This window comes from Candidatus Weimeria sp. HCP3S3_B5 (assembly GCF_052064335.1).
In the GTDB taxonomy this organism is placed as follows: domain Bacteria; phylum Bacillota; class Clostridia; order Lachnospirales; family Lachnospiraceae; genus Weimeria.
Window position 1 is genome coordinate 14,212 of the sequence record NZ_JBQHVU010000010.1, and the last position, 19,454, is coordinate 33,665.

Consider the following 19,454-nt stretch of genomic DNA (forward strand, 5'->3'; position numbering starts at 1 on the left):
TTATAATATTATCTGTTTCCTGGCGCAGCCATTCCTGCTGCCGCCGGCAGAACAGTATTATAAGGGTTTTTAATTAGTGAGAAATACAGATGCGGATAATGGGGAATTAAAAAGCGGCCTGTCTCTGGTCATCTCTATCATTCTGATCTACTCTGTATTTACCGTGACGGGGATAGGGTGTCCGATAAAGTTTCTCACGGGGGTATCCTGTGCCGGCTGTGGCATGACACGCGCTACGGTCGCACTCCTGGAGGGGCGTTATCGTGCAGCATTCCATTACCATCCACTTGTTTTATTGCCTTATATAGCTCTGATATTGTATCTTTTCAGGAAGAGATTCTCAGAGCGGATCAGAAGGGCGATGCTTATCGCGATCGTAGTGCTCTTTCTGGCTGTTTATCTATACCGGCTATTGTATGCAGATCAGGATATAGTGGTATTTGAGCCGGAAAAGGGGGCGGTATTCCGCATCCTGAGTTACTTTTTTACTCTTTTTACAAAATGATTCAGAGAGGAGAAACAAATGTTTTGTACGAATTGCGGACAAGAAAACAGGGATGATGCACGATTCTGTGTGAAATGCGGCCAGCCACTGAATGAACCGGACCAGAGCGATGCATCAGGAGGGGCATACGGATGGCAGAATGATCAGGCTCAGTTCAACGGTCAGAACCAGTATAATGACCAGAGCCAGTTCAACGGTCAGAACCAGTACAATAATCAGGGCCAGTTCAACGGACAGGGCCAGTATAATGGACCTGGCATGGCTCCTGGAAATGGCATTAATGTCAATATGCTGCAGATATTTTCGGTCATAATGTCTGCTGTATGTGCATGGTACTTTATCAAATATGCATTCCCGGCGATCGGCGATATCCTGAAAGCTGTTTTCGGGCTGATAGGAGATCTCGACAGCATTTCAGAACTGCCGGGGACAATCGGCATGAGCGGTCTTAGCCTGTTACAGGCCGCTTCATTTGCCCTGATGGCAGCTATATTCTTTGTGATCTTCAGAAGATGGAAGCCGGAGCGGACTCCTGAATATTCACTGACTGTTCTAACGGCCGGCATTATAGTATTCCTTGTGGCCCTAATCCGTTTCCTTATAAACTTCCGCATATACATATGGGATATGTCCGAGGCTGCATGGTTTTTCTGGATCATAGCAATCGATGCTGTATGCGTAGTCGGCTTTTTCGTTTTCACGATCCTGATCGGGGTTCCTGTAGCTCTGGTAAGACAGGGCGATAGCTTCGGCAATGCAGAAAAGAGCTCATTCAAGTATGTCGCAGGTGAGTTCACAGATGAACTGAAGACCTTTCAGGATGCCCAGGCTGCAAAGAAGGAAGCAGCTAATGCCCAGCAGCCATACGGCAATCAGGGTCAGCAGAATATAAGACGCGTCAAGAGTCATTACAGTTTTGCGGCCTTCTTTTTCCTGGGCTTTCTGACCTGTGGTATCTATCAGCTCTATATAATCCACTGCATCAGCCGCGATATCAATATAACAGGCGCCGGAGACGGCAAAAACACCCATGGCCTTCTGGTGCTGATCCTTTTGTCCATGATCACATGCGGTATCTATCCTTACATTTACTGGTTCAAACTTGGAAACAGGCTCCAGTCCACAGGAAACAGATACGGAGTCTACATTCAGGAAAACGGTACTACATATCTGCTGTGGATACTGTTCGGAGTCCTGCTCTGTGGTTTAGGACCATATATAGGCTTCTATCAGATACTTAAGAATATGAATATCGTAAATCAGGCATATATGAATGCGTGTATGAGGCCGTAAGTTTCGAGATGAGTTAGAGGTGTGAGGTGCGAGGTGTGAGGTGCGAGGTGTGGGGTGCGAGGTGTGAGGTGCGAGGCCGAAAGCTTCGAGATGAGAGCAAGCCATAGTTAGAGGTGTGAGGTGTGAGGTGTGAGGTGCGAGGTGTGAGGTGCGAGGTGTGAGGTGCGAGGTGTGGGGTGCGAGGTGTGAGGTGCGAGGCCGACAGCCCGTAGGTAAGAGCGAGTCGAAGACGAAGTTCGAGCTTAACGAAGACAGCTTCCTTGTTAATGAGGCCGAAAGCATAGAGATGAAGACGAGCGATAGCGAAGTCTGAATCCTATGCGAGGTCGTTCTTTGAGATTAATGAGAGCAAGCCGAAGGCGCAGCTCGAATTTAGCGAAAAGAACTTCCTTAGCTGATAAGCGAAGGTCGAACCTAGCGAAGAGAACTTCATTAGCTATGAAAGCAAGCCGTAGGCGAAGCTTGAGCTTAGCGAGCAGAACTTCATTACTATCAAGAGCGAGCCATAGGCGAAGCTCAATACTCAACCAAACCATTTCTACCATATCTCACCCCTCCCGGATTTCCACAAATAAAATACATCCACTGCTAAAGTAATCCTAAATTCTGCCGACATAATAATTAGATATAGGCTTAGTGCGCCCTGAAGTGGCGCCCGATCTGACTTATGATCGATGTCAGTATATATGACCACAGAATGAAAGTGGAGGTAATACATGAAGCAAAAAGAGACTATGAAAAAAGGAATAATGAAAAAGGCAGCATCACTTGCTCTTGCAGTGATGACATTTGCGACCTCATTTTCCTGCGATTATGCATCGATAGGGGCCTTTGCGGCAGAGGCTGTTTCTTCTTTGGGCAAAGAGACAGAGGCAGTCTCTGACGGGGACAAAGCAGCAGACATAAAAGCTTCCACAGAAAAGAAGACTAGTGAGAAAACGGAGAAGGCATCTTCTGGGATGAAGTCCATGAAGAGCAGCGTGAAGGATAGTAATCAGGAAGGCTATGCATCCGTTGACGCAATGACTGGGTCCAAGGACGGTACACTTACAGGGAAACAGGTGGGAAAATCTGGCAACTGGACAGTGAAGATCGCGAAAAAGGATAAGGGCAGACTTGTTAAAGCAACAGTAAATGGAAAAACAGTCTACAGGCTTACCTATTTTACTGATTATAATGACACGACAGTAGACTTCAAAAACGCACCGAAATTCGATGTTTACTATGGTAAGGATAGTACTGATACAGTTGATTTCGATAATAAGGAAGTCGTGAGAAATGGCAGCGGTACCGGCCAGCGAAAGGGTTATATTGTATATTCAACGGATAAAAAGTTCCAGCTGTCAAATAAGAATGACAGTAACAATAAAGGAATAATCATATACTTTGATCTGTCACTTTCTATAACGGCTGATTCGGGGTATGGTTTCTCTCTAATACGAAACGGCAATACAGACGATAAGAACAAGGTCGATTACAAGATCGGCGAAGAGGTAGGTACTGCAGAGAAGAAATACCCGTATACTGGTCAGGAGATAAAGCCAGAGGTTCTTCTGGAGACTACAGGAGATGGGAAAAAACTTCAGTGGAGTTCTGATACGAATATTGACAGCCAGGGAACGATAAAGTCGACTCTTGATTCGGGTGTGACTTCAAAGGATGCCGGAACGTACGTGATGACTGTTACCCTGCCTGATGCCTTTGATAATCAGATAGTAACTATAAGCTATGAAATAGAGCCTGCATCACTTACGTCTGATATGGTAGGCGATCAGAATGCAGTATCCTACAATGGCAAGGAGAGAAAGGCTTCTGATAGTGATATCGACTTTACTATCAAAAAATCCTCAGGAATTGCTTTGAAAAAAGGCACAGACTATACGATAAGCTTTGACAAGACTGTAAAGAACGCCGGGACCTATACTGCGACAATAAAGGGAGAAGGCAACTATTCCGGCACAGTCAAAAAGGATTTCGTGGTATCTCCTATAGCTATAGATCAAAATCAAGTAACAGCTAAAGCCAGTGACTTGGAAAAGCTTTATGTAAATGTGCAGGATCAGACCTGGGACGGTGAAAAGCTGACCCCAAAGCCTTCATCTGTATCATACTCATTCAAGGATCTTAAGGATACTCTGAAGGAGGGAACTGACTATACAGTAAACACCGACAAGTATCTGAACAATGACAAGCCTACTACAAAGGCCAAGGCTTCGATCACATTAAATGGCAATTATAGCGGTACTATTACCAAGAATTTTAATATAGAAAAGGGCAATATAGCAAAGGCCGGTCATGTAGTAGAGATCTACAGGGATGGGGGCTGGATTACTGCCGGAACTCTGACAGGGAAGAACAGTTCGGGGAAAAACCTTGCTAAGGATGAGAGCGAAACATTAGATGCTGATTCCGCTGCATTTATCTACTTTACTCCGGTAGCGGGCGAGGTGCCTCATATAAGGATAAAGAATAAGAACGGCACTGTAATAGGAGAATCAACTGATAAGGATGATGTAAAAAGCTTCAAGGCAGACTTTCCGGTAGCTACTGGCAAGCACTGGGGAAGCGATTTCTGCAAGAACTGGACAATGACTGTGACTGGAGATGGAAGCAGATTTTACAGTGCAAAGAAATTCGATCTGAAGCTTACTATGAAAAAACTTCCTCTCTCTGACAGCCATATATCGGTAAGGAATATCGATCTGAACGCAGAAGGCGGTCCGAAAGCGGAGGTTTACTATATACCGGATACTGGATCAGAGGTACCGCTTACTCAAAGTACAGCAGATCAGAAGAATGACTATAAGGTAAGCGTAGCCAACAGCACTGCCGGAGCAGACGCGTCTGCAGTAATTACAGCAGAAAGAGACAGCGAAAAGTATACCGGATCAAGGACCGAGAGCTCAGCGGGAAGCTACGGCTATGACCTGTCGAAGGCAGTGATCAGCAGCGATGACAGTGGTACAGACGAGCTTCATATAAGGCTTTTCGATCCATTCACAGGAGTTGAGCTTACCAACAAGAGCAGTGGATTTACATACTATGGTGACGATATCACTCCGGTTATAATCATACAGAGGAAGACAGGAAATAGCTATAAGCAGATCCCGCAGAGCAATTATACTGTAGATCTCCAGAAGGATCATGGCACACCGACAGACAGGAGCACCTATTATGACAACAGAGTAGTCACAATAAATGCCAGAAGCGGTGGAGAACTCTATGGATCATATACTCTGAACTATGATATGGTAAAGCATAGCTTCGTGAAATCAGATAAAGGTAACTGGACGACAGAAAAGTCAGATGATATCAGAATTGATACCAGCGGAGTGACTACATTTACAGATCTCGACAATATCAAAAAGGGTCTTACCATACATATGAAGCCAGCTACTCAGGGTATGCTGATGTATCTGGATGCAAATAGAAATGTAAACTATGTAGAGGATCCGACATCACAGGCTGCACAAACAGAGATAAGTAAAGCCTCTATCTATTGGACTGCTCCATCGGTCGGAGGAGACGGAACTCTTCTCAAACTGGATGATGACTACACTGTAAGATTTTACGCTGATAAGACTGGCCAGGCAGAGACTGGAAAGGTAGTAATTGCCGGAAATGGAAACTATAAGAACGAGGTAGTGCTTGATCTTGGGAAGCAGAACCTTGGAGGAGATGATTTCTATGTAAGCGTAAACGGCAAGGAATATTACAATAATCCTGATGACCTTGCCGACAGCAATTACACCGGGGATGCGATCCTGCCTGAGGTCGAGGTCTATAAGAAGGCAATAGGAAAGAACCAGAATCCAGAGAAGCTTACAGAGAAAACTGACTACTGGCTCGAGTATATAAATGCAGACAATGTAAAGGTCGACAGAGACGGTAATCTGGTAGATGATGATGGTAATCCGGTAGATGATGACGGTAATAAAGTGACGTCTGGTGCTTCTGGCTATGTCCCAAAGAAAGATGCTTTCAAGACTCCGGGTGACTACAAGATTATAATCCGGGCAAAGGCAAAAAAGTCTGCGGACGGCAAAGATGAAAGCAAATATTTCGGCACCAGGACCCTAAACTATAAGATTGTCGGAAGCAGCTCGACTCTGGTGGCGAAATTTAACAAGCCAAGTGTAAGCTATAATAAGGAAGATACACAGAAACCTGACTTCGAAAGTGGCGGAACAAGTGGATTCTCTCTTAAGGTAACGGCTGACGGGAAGCTGTTGGAAAGAAGCACCGATAATGGTAGCAGTGGCGATTATACAGCCGAATGTGCTGATGATCTGACCGAACCAGGTATCAAGACCTATACGATTACCGGTATCAATAAGTACGCCGGACAGGTCACTACCGCATCCTATAAGGTAACTGTGGCTATGTCGGAGCTTTACAAGTCGGAGGCTGATGGTGCCCTTCTTCTATCAGATCCGGACATGCATGATAAGACAAGCATTACCATGTACTATGACGGAAGTGCAGCTGTAAAGGATCAGAAAGGAAATATATATGATCCGGCGTCCGTGACGATAAAGACTGCGACAAATAATACTCTCTATAAGGACACCGATTATGATGTACTTATAGACGGTGTAATTGATGCGACGGATCGTCTGTGCTCGGCAGGAAGCCATACTGTTGAGTACAGGGGTGTCGGAGCGGTCATTGGTTCGTTTACCGTCACAGTAAATGTAGTAAACACCAGAGCAGGACTTAAGTGGAGCGGAGACTCGACTACCAAGGGCGGAGATTCGCAAGACCTTATCCTGCCATGGAGATCTGAGGGATATACACTGGGGCAGGGAGCTATGTCTCTCTACAAGCTGATAAACGGATCACGTGTAGATGTGACTGATCTGGGATCTAATGATACGATAAAAGTAGATGATAAAATAATAACGGATCCTTCAAAATGGTCATGGAAGGATGTAGATGGAAAGAAGCATACCATAAAGATACAGGGACCTCAGGGTTCGACAGACGTATCTACCCTTACATTTACCATAGAGTATGATCTTTCGCAGGCATCAATAGTCCTTGGGATAGCTGAATCGAATCCATTTACCGGAGAGGATGTCTTTGGGACACCACCTGACCTAAGCAAGATAAAGGTCTATACGGACGCAAGCAAGTCTAAACAGCTTACATACAATACGGATTATAAGATATCCAGAAAGTATACGACTGATACATCTGCAACAGACGGAAAGTTTGTAAATGCCGGAACTATAAAGGTGGGCCTCGAGGAGGTGCCGCTTCACAGCACCTTCTTCACGGGCAACAAGCCTGAGGAATCCTATACCATCACTCCGCTAAAGGAGAATGATAAGTATGGGCTGACAAAGAAACCTATAAAGACATTTACATATAATGGAGAAAGACAGGAGCTTTCTGCTGCTGACTTTGCCGGAATGGTAACCTACGATGGCAAGACTCTTGAATATGGAAAGGACTATACGGTTTCCTTCCCTGATGATTGTACCAATGTAGGAGAAAAGTGGATCATTGTAAACGGAAAGGGCAACTACGACGGGTCAAGGACCTTTTCGGGAGCCTTTGAGATAAAACCTTATGATCTGGAGAAAAACTCAGATAAGGTCAGTATCGATGACCAGTACTACACTGGAAAGGCTATAGTTCCGGTTACGATAAAGGTCAAAGACGTTAAGGGCGATCTGAGGCTTGGAACCGATTATTCGGCCACAAACGGAAAGAACAATATAGAGATAGGTACCAAGGCACAGGTCGATATCACAGGTAGCGGCAACTTCACTGGCACAGTACAGGCAAAAAGCTTTACGATAACAAGGCTTGACCTTGGAAGCTACGAGCCTGAGGTCACTGAAGCGACCTATAACAAGGGAGCCTCTGTCGGAGTCGATTCGCACATCAAGGTATTCATACCTGATGGTGATGGAAGGATCCAGCTGAAAAGAGGAACTCATTATACCCTGCTCTTTGAAAAGGGAGGCTCACAGACAGCAACTGATCCTACGGACGCAGGAGACTATAAGGTTACTATAAGTGCGGTAAAGGGAAACAATTATGTAACCGGAGTAAAGACTGTAAATTTCAAGGTTAATCCGCTTTCAATAGAGGATTATAAGAGTCAGTTCTCTGTAGAGAATGCTGAATGGACTGGCAATGCTGTGACTCCTAAGGTGACTCTAAATGGAAAGGCTCTTGATAGTAGCTACAAGGTAAGCTATTCGAATAATACGGATGCCTGCGGTAAAAGCCGTGATGAGATGGTGACATTCGATCCGAACTTCGATGAGAATCTTCTGCCTACAGCGACTATCGTAGGGAATGGCAACTATGTAGGAACGATAAAGCTTCACTTCAGGATAGGGCATCCTTTCAGCGAAGCGACCATAACGGCTACGACTAACAATACCCTGCGTTACAACGGCAGTGAGCAGAAGAGAGACTACAGGGTTTCATACAGTGATAATGGCCAGATGAAGACACTTGAGTCTTCAAGATACAATGTCAGGTATCCTGATAATGTGACAGATGCCGGTGATAAGGTCGTGACCTTTACAGCCAATGGCGGACCGCTTTATGGTACTGCAACTGCTGTATACACAATCTATCCGGTACAGGGCAGCACCTGGACTGCTGAATTTACCAACCTGACTATGGATTCGAGCGGTATGTATGTGACCCAGTATCAGGGGGCACCGATCACTCCTGAGGTCAAGGCCTATGTACTGACCTCAGCCGGACAGAGGAATGAGATCCCTCTGAAGCCGAGCGAGATCACCTACAAGGACAACAGCAGTGCCGGAACAGCCAGCGTTACCATAAAGCCAAACAACTATGAGGGCAGCAAGGTTCTATACTTCAAGATACTCGGAGTGGATATCTCAGGGGATAATGTATATGCAGCCTTCACAGACGGCATCACAAGGAGACAGTATACTGGATCAGCTATCACGCCGGCCCTTACGGTTACCTTCTCTGGTAATGCAGGAACCGTGAATCTGACTAAGGATAAGGACTATTCAGTCACCTATTCGAACAACACGAATGCAGGAAAGGCAGGCGTGAAGATCACAGGAATCGGAAATTACAGCGGAAGCAAGGAACTTGATTTTGCTATATTTGCAAATCTAAACGACAAGACTTCTGTATTTACGATACCTAAGCAGATGTATACGGGCGAGCCTATAACGGAGCTCTCCGGTGCCACTATCAAGGCCGGAGGAAATGATCTGAAGGCTGGTAGCGACTATACTCTTGCGATCACCTCGACAGATGCTTTCCGTACAAAGGGAACGGCTATCTTTACAGCTCAGGGACAGTACTACGAGGGTACGAGGACAGTGCAGTTCGAGATCGGAAATGACGCTTCCATGTATAATATCCTTGGAGTCGCTGCAAGCTATGTATATGATCATCAGGCACACAAGCCGGTGCCGGTAGTGACAGACAAGCAGGGTCAGGTATATGCAGTAGATTCTGTGACCTACCAGAGCACAAGCGACGGAGACAGCTGTATAAATGCCGGTAATGTAAAGATGACTATAGCTATTACAAGCCATGGCCAGAGCGTAAGCATACCATACAACTATGTGATCGAGCCTAGAAATATCAATACTGCCACATTTACTCCGATCGGAGATGTGGATTACAATGGTAAGGCCCATACACCATCTGTAAGGATTACCGAGGGCACAAGACTTCTGACGAAGGCATCCACAGATTCCGATGGATCTGCGGACTATGTGGTGACATATTATAATAATATTTATCCTGGAACGGCTCAGGTGACTGTGACAGGTATAAATAACTATACAGGAAGCTCCAACCTTTACTTCAGCATCAATGTGAAGGCTGCTCCTCAGATGATAGTTACAGCAATGCCTAGCGGCAGACTGAAAGTCACATGGAAGAAGGTAAGCGGTGTAAGCGGCTACAGACTTTTCTATACACCTGATGGCGGAAGCCAGAAGCAGGTCAATGTCTCGAAGAACAGGAAGTCGACCTATCTGACAGGCCTCACAAGAGGAGTTGTATATACAGTCGGTGTACAGAGCTATATTACCGCTAACGGTGTAAATGGCTACAGTACCGCATCAGTACAGCAGATTGCCACATCCACCAAGAAGCCGACCATCACCTCGCTTAAGAAGACGAGCAGCACCAGTGTTAAAATAAGCTGGAAGAAGGTTACAAATGCGACCGCCTATATGGTCTACAGAAAGGCCGGAAGCGGAAAGTGGAAGAGAGTAGCAACGACAAAGAGTACATCCTATACCAACAAGGGGCTGAAGCACGGAAGTAAATATACTTACAAGGTGATCTCCTACAAGCAGTCAGGAGTGAAGAGAAGCTTCAGTATGTATTCGACAGGAAAGTCGGTAAGGGTATAGGGACTAGTCCCTACCCCCTAAGCCCTAATAAAAAAAGGACCAGGTATTTTACCTGGTCCTTTTTATTATGCCTGTTTTGTCTGTTTCTTTACTATACTGTACTTGCGTTTGTTGCCCCAGATCATGATGAAGACTCCGAGCAGGAAGATGCATGCACAGAATATGTATCTGATGTCGATCTCGATATCGGCGGTCTTCGGTGTCAGGTCCTTGCCGCCAGAGGCAGGCCCGCGTCCGCCGGAGCTGCCAGAGCCTGAGATGGATCCATTGTTGCCTCCTCCGGCGTCTCCGCTGGCTGAGTGGGTCTTCCTGTTACTCTTACTGCCACCAGAAGGATTATCGTTATTGGAATTGCTGCCACCAGAAGGATTATCGGGATCATCGTTTTTGGAATTGCTGCCTCCTGAAGGAGAATCAGGATCATCGTTATTAGTGATGCCACTGTCAGGAGAATCAGGATCGTCGTTATTAGTGAGCCCGGATGATGAGCTGCTGCCATTTGCGCTTGAGGAGCTGGAGCCGTGTCCGGCGTCAAGAGCTATGAAGGCGATGCCGTTGGACCTGGTGTAGGTCTGGGCGGCGCTCTTCTGGTAACCGTACATCTCGGAAGGCTTCCAGCTACCCTGTGAGCCGATGCTTACGACGCTCTTCGGGATAGTGATCGAGGTCACTCTTGAATTGGTGAAAGCGCCGGATTCGATCGCATCAGCAGAGTTGGGTAAGCTGACTGAGCGGATATTCCTGTTGTATGAAAAGGCACCGGCACCAATGGTCCTTGTATTGGCTGAGAAGGATACCGATGACTTACCGGGAGGGACCAGGATAAGCCTTGTCCCTGAAGCGTTGTAGAGACATCCGTCGTAGGATGAATAAAAGCTGTTCGAGGCCGATATGGATGTCAGATTGTTGCATTCGGCAAAGGCATTTGTGCTTATGGAGCTTACAGCACCCGGTATCGTGACCGAGCCAAGCGAAGCGCATCCGTAGAATGCCTGGGATCCGATCCCTGTGACAGTAGACGGGATAGAAACCGATGTAAGGCTCATGCAGTTCTGAAAGGTCTCAGCCGGAATGCCTGATACCCTGCCAAGAGTCACGGTCCGGAGATTGGTAGCGCCCTTGAAGACGCCACTTCCCAGAGTCCTGACTGAATTCGGCAGAGAGACGTTGGTGATCTTTGAGTTGTTGGCAAAGACACCGGAATCGATGCTTGTGACGCCGTCAGGCACCTGTACAGACCCTCCCGAGCCCTGATAGGACTTGAGCACGGTGCCGGAATCGTTTAAGACAAATCCGGCATCGGTGGTTTTATCGGCTTTACTGTTATGAAAGGTGAAGACCCATACAGCCATGATAAGAGCGGCGGTGATAAGTATCCACCCGGCTTTCGTACTTTTTGTCATTTTACTTCCCTGATAATTATCATGATTTCCGTAATTCGTACTCCTTATTATACTTTAAAACCGCGATTCTTTCAATAGACAGGTAGGATTTCTAGCTTCTTCTTGCAACAATAAAAAGCCTGCCGTCCTCGACATAATTGTTGCAGGTAGAAAGAGTCAGAAGCTCGTCGCCGGGCTTTGCGTCAAGGCCGCCGTTCACGACCATACCGCCTACGCTTGCGGTGAAGGCGTCCCATTCGCTTTCATTCTTTGCCTGAATGAAGTTGTAGTAACGGAAGCTGTCGTCGTCCGAGGACTGGACCTTTGCCAGACAGACAGCCATGACCTCATATTCGCGGTGCTCGTAGATGGTGTCAAACTTTATGGTCTGGTGGCTGTTGAAATACTTCTCATTGAGATACTTCTTCAGGCAGCCGAACATGGACCCGTTTCGCATATTATGACCATATATGATCGTGTTTGTCGTGGGATTTATCGCATCGGAACGGTAGTCCATGAAGAGAGCGCCCTGATTGCTGTTGGTCCCGTCAAAGGCATGGGAAAGATAGTAGGAATTGTCCTTCTTTCTCTGCATCACAGGGTAGTTAATGTCGGTTCCGTCTATACGCAGCCAGCCTATAAGCTCAGGATGGGCTTTCTTAAGGGATCTGTAGTCCTTTAGGACAGTCAGATCCTTTTCCTTTACAGTCTTCTTATGCTTGAATGGATCCTTACCCTTGAGGTCGGCGGACTTTTCAGTGGTGGCAGACCCGCCGGATGACTGTGATGCCCTTGCGTCGGCAAGGGTCTGCTTCTGAGCCTCCTTCAGACGTCTGGTATTCAGATAATCGTCCAGCTGGCGGAAACCGAAGTAGGCGAAAAGCACACAAGCAGCAGTGATGACAGCCATACCGAGAAAGCGCTGGTGCTTTACTGCGCCCTCGGCGGTATCGACTACCTCCTTGTCACGAAGCAGTCCCACGGATTTGTCAGCGACCTTGTCGCCCAGATGCGCGAAGAAATCATGACCTATCTGAGTCTTGAAAACTATCTCGCCGTCACGGATAGTATTATAGAGACGAAGGACAAGAGCCGGGTCATCCATATCTATCCTTTTCTCTATCAGGGCGATCTTTTCCTTATCCTCCATTCCGTCACGGTATTCATGGTATGAATCGAAGATATAGTCACCAAGACGGAATTTCCGGAGACCGTCTATTTCCACAAGACCGTCAGAGGATGTCATTTCCTCTTTTCTGTCAGTGCCATCATCGAGACCGGCCTCTATGCGGGACTCCTTTTTTTCTTTTTCTATATAAGGCTTCATAGCCTCTGCAATCTCTTTTTCTCTCATGGCAAATATCTTAACACGGCATGCTCTTCTAGTAAAGTCCTGTAAAAAAACGCCTCCCCCTGGGGAAGCGCTCTGTTAATGCTTACTGATCATAATCCGATGGAATTGATACCTGAAACTCATTGGAGCTTCTGAATATGGTATCATTTGATCCCAGCTGGTTTACTACAATGTAATCGCCGTCTCTTATCTTATCGGAGTTGATATTTAGAACCTGACCGCTGACATAGGTCGTGTTGACCTTTTCTCCGTTGACATAGACCTTGGACCATGGGGTGAAGTTCTCGCCGTATATATGGAGCTTGTCATCATAGACATAGGTCCGGTCGATCTTTACAGGTCTGATACCCATTACTATGTCGGAGGCCGGATACATATCAACACCATGGTAAGCGTATCTCTTGCCGTAGAGCAGGTCATACTGGAGTGTCTCCAGATTCTTCAGATACTTCTCAGATTCAGGATCCACACCTCTGTCAGTCATGGTCTGGTCATAGTCAACGACTGTGCCGCCATGGATACCGAGCCTGTCGAAATATTCGGAAACCAGCTGATAGCTGGTCAGGTCCTGATCCTTCTTCTCCATCCCGAAGTTGTTCCAGGTGATGTATCTGGTCTTGTAGATATCGCCTGAAGTGACATCACTGTTCTTAAGACCCATGGTAGGCAGGTGGTCTCCGAAGCAGATAAGAAGGGTTGGCTCCTTTCTCTTTGCAAGCATTGCTGTATATTCCTTAAGGAACTTGTCAGTGTTGTGGAGCATGTTGATGTAGTATTCCCACATCCATTTGTGCTCCTCATCACTGCCCTTGAGCTTTACCGTGTATTCCGGATCCTGTATGACCTGCTGCTTAGGATAGTCGCCATGAGTACCGACTGTTATCGTATAGCAGTAATCAGGCCCTTGAGTAGAATCGAGAGCATCCTTTGTAGCACCGACGAGGATATCGTCGCGCGGCCATGTGTTGAGAGGAGTGTAATCGGTTATGTCGAGAAGCTCCTTGGAGGTAAAGGTGTCAAAGCCCATCTGGGAAAAGGCGTTGGCTCTGCTGTAGAAATTGCCTCCGTTATTGTGTACTACATGGGTCCCGTAGCCTAGCTTGGCGATGACATCTGCAGTGCTCTCGCAGTCAGTCTTTTTCAGAATGGTCTTCTGAGGATACTCACCGGGTCCGAAGAACTTGCAGCTCATGCCGGTGAGGATCTCGAACTCAGTGTTGCAGGTGCCGGCGCCGACCACAGGGACGGTGAGATGTCCGGTCGAATATTCTTTCTTTAGCTTATGGAAATAAGGGATGGGATCCTTATTATATGTAAGAGCCGGATACTCATCTATATCGAAGTAGGATTCGAGCAGGACGACGATTATGTTCGGCCTGACCTTGCCAGGAGTGGATTCGCCCTTCTCTGTGTCCTTTATGATATTGTCGACTGTCCTGGCAGAATAGTCCTTGGGCTGGTTCATACCGCGTCCAAGCATAGACATGGCAAAGCCGTATCCATAGCCATAGTCGAGATAGCCCTGAGCCAGGTTGCCAAAATAGGTCGCTAGGACCCCTGTGCTCTGTGCGATCTTCGTCACAGGGAAAAGACTTGCAAGGCCGACAGCGAATATAGCAAGTCTGACCCAGAGCTTGGTCTTGGGCTTCTGCTTGTGTCCCTTCATATGAAGGATAACCATAAGGAAGACATATATCAGTATGGCAATGAGACAAATGCCGGCCTGTTGGGCCGTGAAGTATTTGGTGTTCTGCATGGTCAGCAGATCGCCTATCATGCTGATATCGGTAAAGCCGAACGGAGTCACCCTGTTGGTAAGGATGATGCAGTTTATGATACCGAACATGACCACAAGGGCGGAAATGACCAGTCTGGCGAAGGTCCGCCGCGGTGTGACAAAGACCAGCAGGAGCAGTACATAGATTATGTATGAGTTGTAAAGGAAGGGCAGAGGGTGGTGTATGATGAATCCAAAGCCTTCTATAAGAGAGTGACGACTCAGTGATTCATTTACCAGACAAAGAAGCATTGCCCAGGGTAGATGAAGGATCAGAGCGTACTTGTTCATGAGATCAGTGATTTTTTTCAATGTGAACCTCCATTTGATTCCAGCGACCTCTTATTATATAATAGAAAAGTGCAATTTTCAACGGATTTAGAAAAAGGTTAGATTTATGCTGGACAACTGGATCATAATGTTCATACTGGCCATCTTCTTTGCGAGCATGACAGCGGTCTTTGCCAGAACAGCCCTTTTCGGGCTTTCCGGACCGCAGACGCTTCTTACGGCATCGGCGTCAGTGCTCGTGCTTTCATTTACCACTCTTTCCTTCAGCGGATTCTTCAAAAGCGCAAAGGCATTCGGCAAGGGCAGCATAGAGGATATCCTGATAGAGGGAGCGCTTCTTGCAGCAGGCTTCGTCTGTCTTCTGATAGCGCTTGGAATGGCGGAGACGATCTCGACGGCCTGCTTTTATCTGCTCGTGCCGGTCGCGGTCTTTGCTGTAAACATTTTTCTTTCAAGAAAGATCCCCCAGCCGGCACCGATAGTGATAAATGTGATGACGCTTACAGGCGTTCTGGCAATGGGGTTTGGTATAAAGCACAAAAAGGGCCTCTGGTGGCTTCCGGCCTTTCTTTCGGTTGCTTTTCTTACGGCTGAGAGGATATATGCTAAGGCAAATCCGATCGGAAGACTTGAGAGGGTTGCCGAATATTTTGTTATAGCTCTTATTGCGCTTGTCCTGTCCTTTGTGGTAAGGCATAAGGACCTGAAGAAGATCACAGCCTATCATGTGCTTTTTGCCATATTTACAGGAATAGCATTCTACTATGGGCCTATCTGCCTTCACAAGGCACTTGCAATCAGCTCATTTGACCTCTGGCTTTCGCTAATATATAATCTTTGGTTGGTATTTACAGTAGCCTTCAGCAGACTTTTTTTACGAGAGAAGGGCTCTGCAGGCACATATGCAGGACTTGGACTGATAGCGGGGGCAGAAGTGATAAGCTTCGTCCTCCAAAACTTTATATAAAGGAGAAAAATGGCTCTATCATTTCGTACCAGAGGCATGAGCAGATCAGCCAAACGCAGGATCATAATCCTCATAATAACCTTTCTGGTTTCTATAGTATTTTTTTACATTGTATTAAATCATCACAGCATACCGGCTACTCAGGAGATGAAAAAGCCATCGCTTCCTACTATTTCTGTTAGCACTGGTGGAGTCAAGCAGCTGTGTCTTTCGGGCTATCGGGCAAAGATGTCGTCAGGTGAGCTGGGAGGATATCTGCTTCCGCTGGGAAGCGACAGGAGGATCAGCGCAGAGATCCGTACCTATGGGGCAGAGGTGGAGAGGGCCTCTTATCAGATCAGGTCAGCTGACCAGGACAGGATCGTTTCATCTCAGAGGATAAGCGATCTGTCGGCTGGCGGGGACAGTGTGACCTTTGACGCCGAACTTACCAACCTTATCTCACCGGGAGAGCAATATATACTTGTGATAAGGCTTGATACCGGCGGACATAAGGTCTGGTACTACACAAGGCTTCAGATGACAGATAATGACAGGATCGGAGAAATGCTTCAGTTCATGAAGAACTTTCATGACAAGAGCCTTTCTGAGCACAGTGCCGAGATAGGCAGGTACTTAGAAACTGATAAGACTGAGGCTGATGATAACAGAAGTCTGGCCAGGGTAGACATAAGATCCCAGATCGGTGACATTTCGCTTGAGGGACTGTCGCATAAGGTGGTATCGGATCCGGTGACAAGCGTGACCCAGATCAGGGATGATACAATTCAGGCAGAGCTTTCGTATATGATCCGTATCGAAAACGAGCTTTATATGGCAAAGGAAAGCTACAGAGTGAGATATGGTGCCCCGAGGATGTATCTTCTCGACTTCAGCCGGACACTCGATGTGGTTCCGTCCGAGCATACCTTTTCTGTGAAGAAAAATGTCCTTTCAGTAGGAATAGCATCAACAGATATGAATACGGTGACTAATGAGGCGGGGTCTGCGGCAGCCTTTGTCCAGGCCGGGGGCCTCTATGAATACAGCCGAAACAAGGCAAGCATCACAAGGATCTTTTCATTTGGCGATGACTATGCCAGCGACCCGAGAGAAGCCAATCAGGATCATGAGATAAGGATACTGAATATCGATGCGGCCGGATCGATGGATTTCGCTGTCTACGGATACATGAATGCCGGAGAGCATGAGGGAATGAACGGGGTGGATCTCTACCATTATGACAGCGCGACAGGCATTTCCTCAGAGGAGGGCTTTATAGAGAGCAGACATTCTCTTTCCTATATAAAAGACAATTTCTCCGAGCTTCTCTACAGGACACCGGGCGGGCTTGTCTATCTGATGCAGAACGGAAGACTGCTTGGCATAGACTTAAATACAGGAGAGACAAGCCTTATGCTGAAGCAGATGCAGCCGGAGCAGTACAGCGTTTCGCCTGACTCCAGATATATAGCCTGGACAGATACTTCCGACCCGTCTGATACTATAAGGATAAGGGACCTCTCCGGCGGAAAGACCTACATGATAAAGGCCAGAGACGGCGAGAAGCTTAAGGTCATGTGCTTCATGGAGGACAATCTGGTATACGGCACCTGCAGCAGCGCCTCGGATCAGTATATGTACCGCCTTACCATAGTTAGCGTGAAGAATGAGAAGCTTACCAGGCTTAAGGAATATCAGAAGAAGGATATATATATAGAGAAGGTGACTCCTGACGAGAATGCGATAAGGCTCTACCGTATCAGAAGGACAGGAAAGGGATATAAGAGGACCTCATCCGATACTATCCTTAATACACTTGATACGTCAAAGGATACAGGGGCCTCTTATACTACAGAAAGCAGGCTGGGAAGGATCAGAGCGATAAAGCTCTCTCCTATATACAGTGATACTCCGTCAGAGATCAGATTTGCCGATAGCAGACTCTACTTCAATCCATCGGTGATATCTGTTGATTTGTATAATAAATAGTTGTATCCTTTTAGAAAAAGCAAACAGTGTTGTTTATAGAAAAAGGAAAGCAGGCAGACAATGTATCAGATAAATTTTGACGATCCGATCCATGTACATTTCATAGGCATCGGAGGTATAAGCATGAGCGGGCTGGCTGAGGTGCTTCTCGACAGACATTTCACAGTCAGTGGATCAGACAGGGCAGAAAATGACCTGATCAGGCACCTGGAGAAGCTTGGAGCTAAGGTCAGCTTCCCGCAGAGGGCAGTAAATATCACAGATGATATAGACTGCGTGGTCTATACTGCAGCCATCCATCCGGACAATCCTGAATTTGCCGAGGCAAAAAGCAGAGGGATACCTATGCTTACCAGGGCCCAGCTTCTCGGGGAGATAATGAAGCATTATGATAATAGTATCGCTGTAGCCGGGACCCATGGAAAGACCACGACATCTTCTATGATCTCCCAGATCCTGCTTGAGGGAAAGAAGGATCCTACTCTTTCGATCGGTGGTATTTTCAAGGCCATAAATTCCAATATCCATGTGGGTTCATCTGATCTCTTCCTGACAGAGGCCTGCGAGTATACTAACAGCTTTCTTTCTCTTTTTGCGAAATATTCAGTTATCCTGAATGTGGAGGCTGAGCATCTGGACTTTTTCAAGGATATAGATGATATCAGGAATAGCTTCCATCAGTTCGCTAAAGATACTAAGGCCGACGGAGCAGTCATAATAAATGATGAAATCCCTGACTACAGACAGCTCGTAGACGGTATAGATGCCAGGGTGATAACGGTCGGCTTCAACGAGGGAGCCGACTATCATGCCTCCGATATAAGCTATGATAAGACGGGAGAGGCAAGCTTTGAGGTAACAGGCTTCGGCCAGGACTTAGGTCAGGTCAGGCTGTCCGTTCCGGGAAGACATAATGTCGGAAATGCTCTGGCTGCGATTGCTGTTGCCAGGGAGCTAGGCTTTGATATGGATCAGATCAGGGCAGGGCTTGCCAAGTTCGGAGGAGCCAAGAGAAGGCTCGAGCTCAAAGGGAAGTATCACGGGGCTACGGTTATCGACGATTATGCCCACCATCCTACAGAGGTCAGGGCCTCTCTTGAGGCAGCAGGCAGATACCCGCATAAGAAGCTGTATGTGGTCTTCCAGCCCCATACCTATACCAGAACAAAGGCCTTTCTTGACCAGTTTGCTGATGCCCTGTCTCAGGCTGATCAGGTAGTGCTGGCAGAGATCTTCCCGGCAAGGGAGAAGGATATATATGGTGTACATTCGGCTGACCTCTGCGAAAAGGTGCGAGAGAAAGGCACTGCCTGCGAGGTTTTCCCTTCCTTTGATCAGATTGAGGAATTTTTACAAAAAAATATTGCTGACGGCGATCTGTTGATAACTATGGGAGCCGGAGACGTGTACAAAATAGGCGAAGACCTGCTTAAGCAGGAGTTATAAACATTATCCACAATTTCCGGTGGATTTATTTCACCGGGCATTGTGGATTTTTAATGGCTTATTATATGGATTCCACAGACTTATCCA

Annotated in this window: 9 protein-coding genes; 6 read left to right on the forward strand and 3 right to left on the reverse strand. The window is 46.8% G+C overall.

Annotation, left to right across the window (positions count from 1 at the left end):
* The first annotated feature begins 76 nt into the window (after positions 1–76).
* The 3 genes from ACTNCK_RS06245 (at position 77) to ACTNCK_RS06255 (ending at position 10,179) form a co-directional block, all read left to right on the forward strand.
* Positions 77–505 (forward strand): DUF2752 domain-containing protein, encoded by a 429-nt coding sequence (locus ACTNCK_RS06245; RefSeq protein WP_441081659.1) that lies wholly within the window; start codon positions 77–79, stop codon positions 503–505.
* An 18-nt stretch (positions 506–523) separates the two neighbouring features.
* Positions 524–1,798, forward strand: coding sequence for a DUF4234 domain-containing protein (locus tag ACTNCK_RS06250; RefSeq protein WP_441081660.1), 1,275 nt, complete (start codon positions 524–526; stop codon positions 1,796–1,798).
* 716 nt (positions 1,799–2,514) lie between these two features.
* A complete protein-coding gene (locus ACTNCK_RS06255) occupies positions 2,515–10,179 on the forward strand; it encodes a hypothetical protein (RefSeq protein WP_441081661.1) in 7,665 nt (2,554 codons plus the stop codon).
* A 65-nt stretch (positions 10,180–10,244) separates the two neighbouring features.
* Here ACTNCK_RS06255 and ACTNCK_RS06260 read toward each other — a convergent pair whose 3' ends face one another.
* The 3 genes from ACTNCK_RS06260 to ACTNCK_RS06270 all read right to left on the reverse strand — a co-directional run bounded on the left by ACTNCK_RS06260 (position 10,245) and on the right by ACTNCK_RS06270 (position 15,004).
* On the reverse strand, positions 10,245–11,582 hold the full coding sequence (locus tag ACTNCK_RS06260) for a leucine-rich repeat domain-containing protein (RefSeq protein ID WP_441081662.1): 1,338 nt from the start codon (positions 11,580–11,582) through the stop codon (positions 10,245–10,247).
* 91 nt (positions 11,583–11,673) lie between these two features.
* Positions 11,674–12,915: a class B sortase gene (locus tag ACTNCK_RS06265; protein ID WP_441081663.1), complete on the reverse strand. Its 1,242-nt coding sequence runs from the start codon at positions 12,913–12,915 to the stop codon at positions 11,674–11,676.
* Positions 12,916–12,997: 82 nt separating this feature from the next.
* Complete coding sequence (locus ACTNCK_RS06270) at positions 12,998–15,004, reverse strand: sulfatase-like hydrolase/transferase (RefSeq protein ID WP_441081664.1); 2,007 nt, start codon at positions 15,002–15,004, stop codon at positions 12,998–13,000.
* 85 nt (positions 15,005–15,089) lie between these two features.
* Between ACTNCK_RS06270 and ACTNCK_RS06275 the strand changes: the two genes are divergently transcribed.
* From ACTNCK_RS06275 to murC, 3 genes are read left to right on the forward strand one after another with little or no spacing between them, the layout of a single operon-like run.
* Positions 15,090–15,950, forward strand: a complete 861-nt coding sequence (locus ACTNCK_RS06275) for a hypothetical protein (protein ID WP_441081665.1) — start codon at positions 15,090–15,092, stop codon at positions 15,948–15,950.
* A gap of 9 nt (positions 15,951–15,959) precedes the next feature.
* Positions 15,960–17,921, forward strand: a complete 1,962-nt coding sequence (locus ACTNCK_RS06280) for a hypothetical protein (protein ID WP_441081666.1) — start codon at positions 15,960–15,962, stop codon at positions 17,919–17,921.
* 60 nt (positions 17,922–17,981) lie between these two features.
* Positions 17,982–19,367 (forward strand): UDP-N-acetylmuramate--L-alanine ligase, encoded by a 1,386-nt coding sequence (murC, locus tag ACTNCK_RS06285; protein WP_441081667.1) that lies wholly within the window; start codon positions 17,982–17,984, stop codon positions 19,365–19,367.
* Positions 19,368–19,454 lie beyond the last annotated feature (87 nt).

Bases quoted from the DNA above. Each gene is read 5' to 3' on its own strand.
- ACTNCK_RS06250 (WP_441081660.1), top strand. From the start codon at position 524: ATGTTTTGTACGAATTGCGGACAAGAAAACAGGGATGATGCACGATTC.
- ACTNCK_RS06255 (WP_441081661.1), top strand. From the start codon at position 2,515: ATGAAGCAAAAAGAGACTATGAAAAAAGGAATAATGAAAAAGGCAGCA.
- ACTNCK_RS06260 (WP_441081662.1), bottom strand. From the start codon at position 11,582: ATGACAAAAAGTACGAAAGCCGGGTGGATACTTATCACCGCCGCTCTT.
- ACTNCK_RS06265 (WP_441081663.1), bottom strand. From the start codon at position 12,915: ATGAGAGAAAAAGAGATTGCAGAGGCTATGAAGCCTTATATAGAAAAA.
- ACTNCK_RS06275 (WP_441081665.1), top strand. From the start codon at position 15,090: ATGCTGGACAACTGGATCATAATGTTCATACTGGCCATCTTCTTTGCG.
- ACTNCK_RS06280 (WP_441081666.1), top strand. From the start codon at position 15,960: ATGGCTCTATCATTTCGTACCAGAGGCATGAGCAGATCAGCCAAACGC.
- murC (WP_441081667.1), top strand. From the start codon at position 17,982: ATGTATCAGATAAATTTTGACGATCCGATCCATGTACATTTCATAGGC.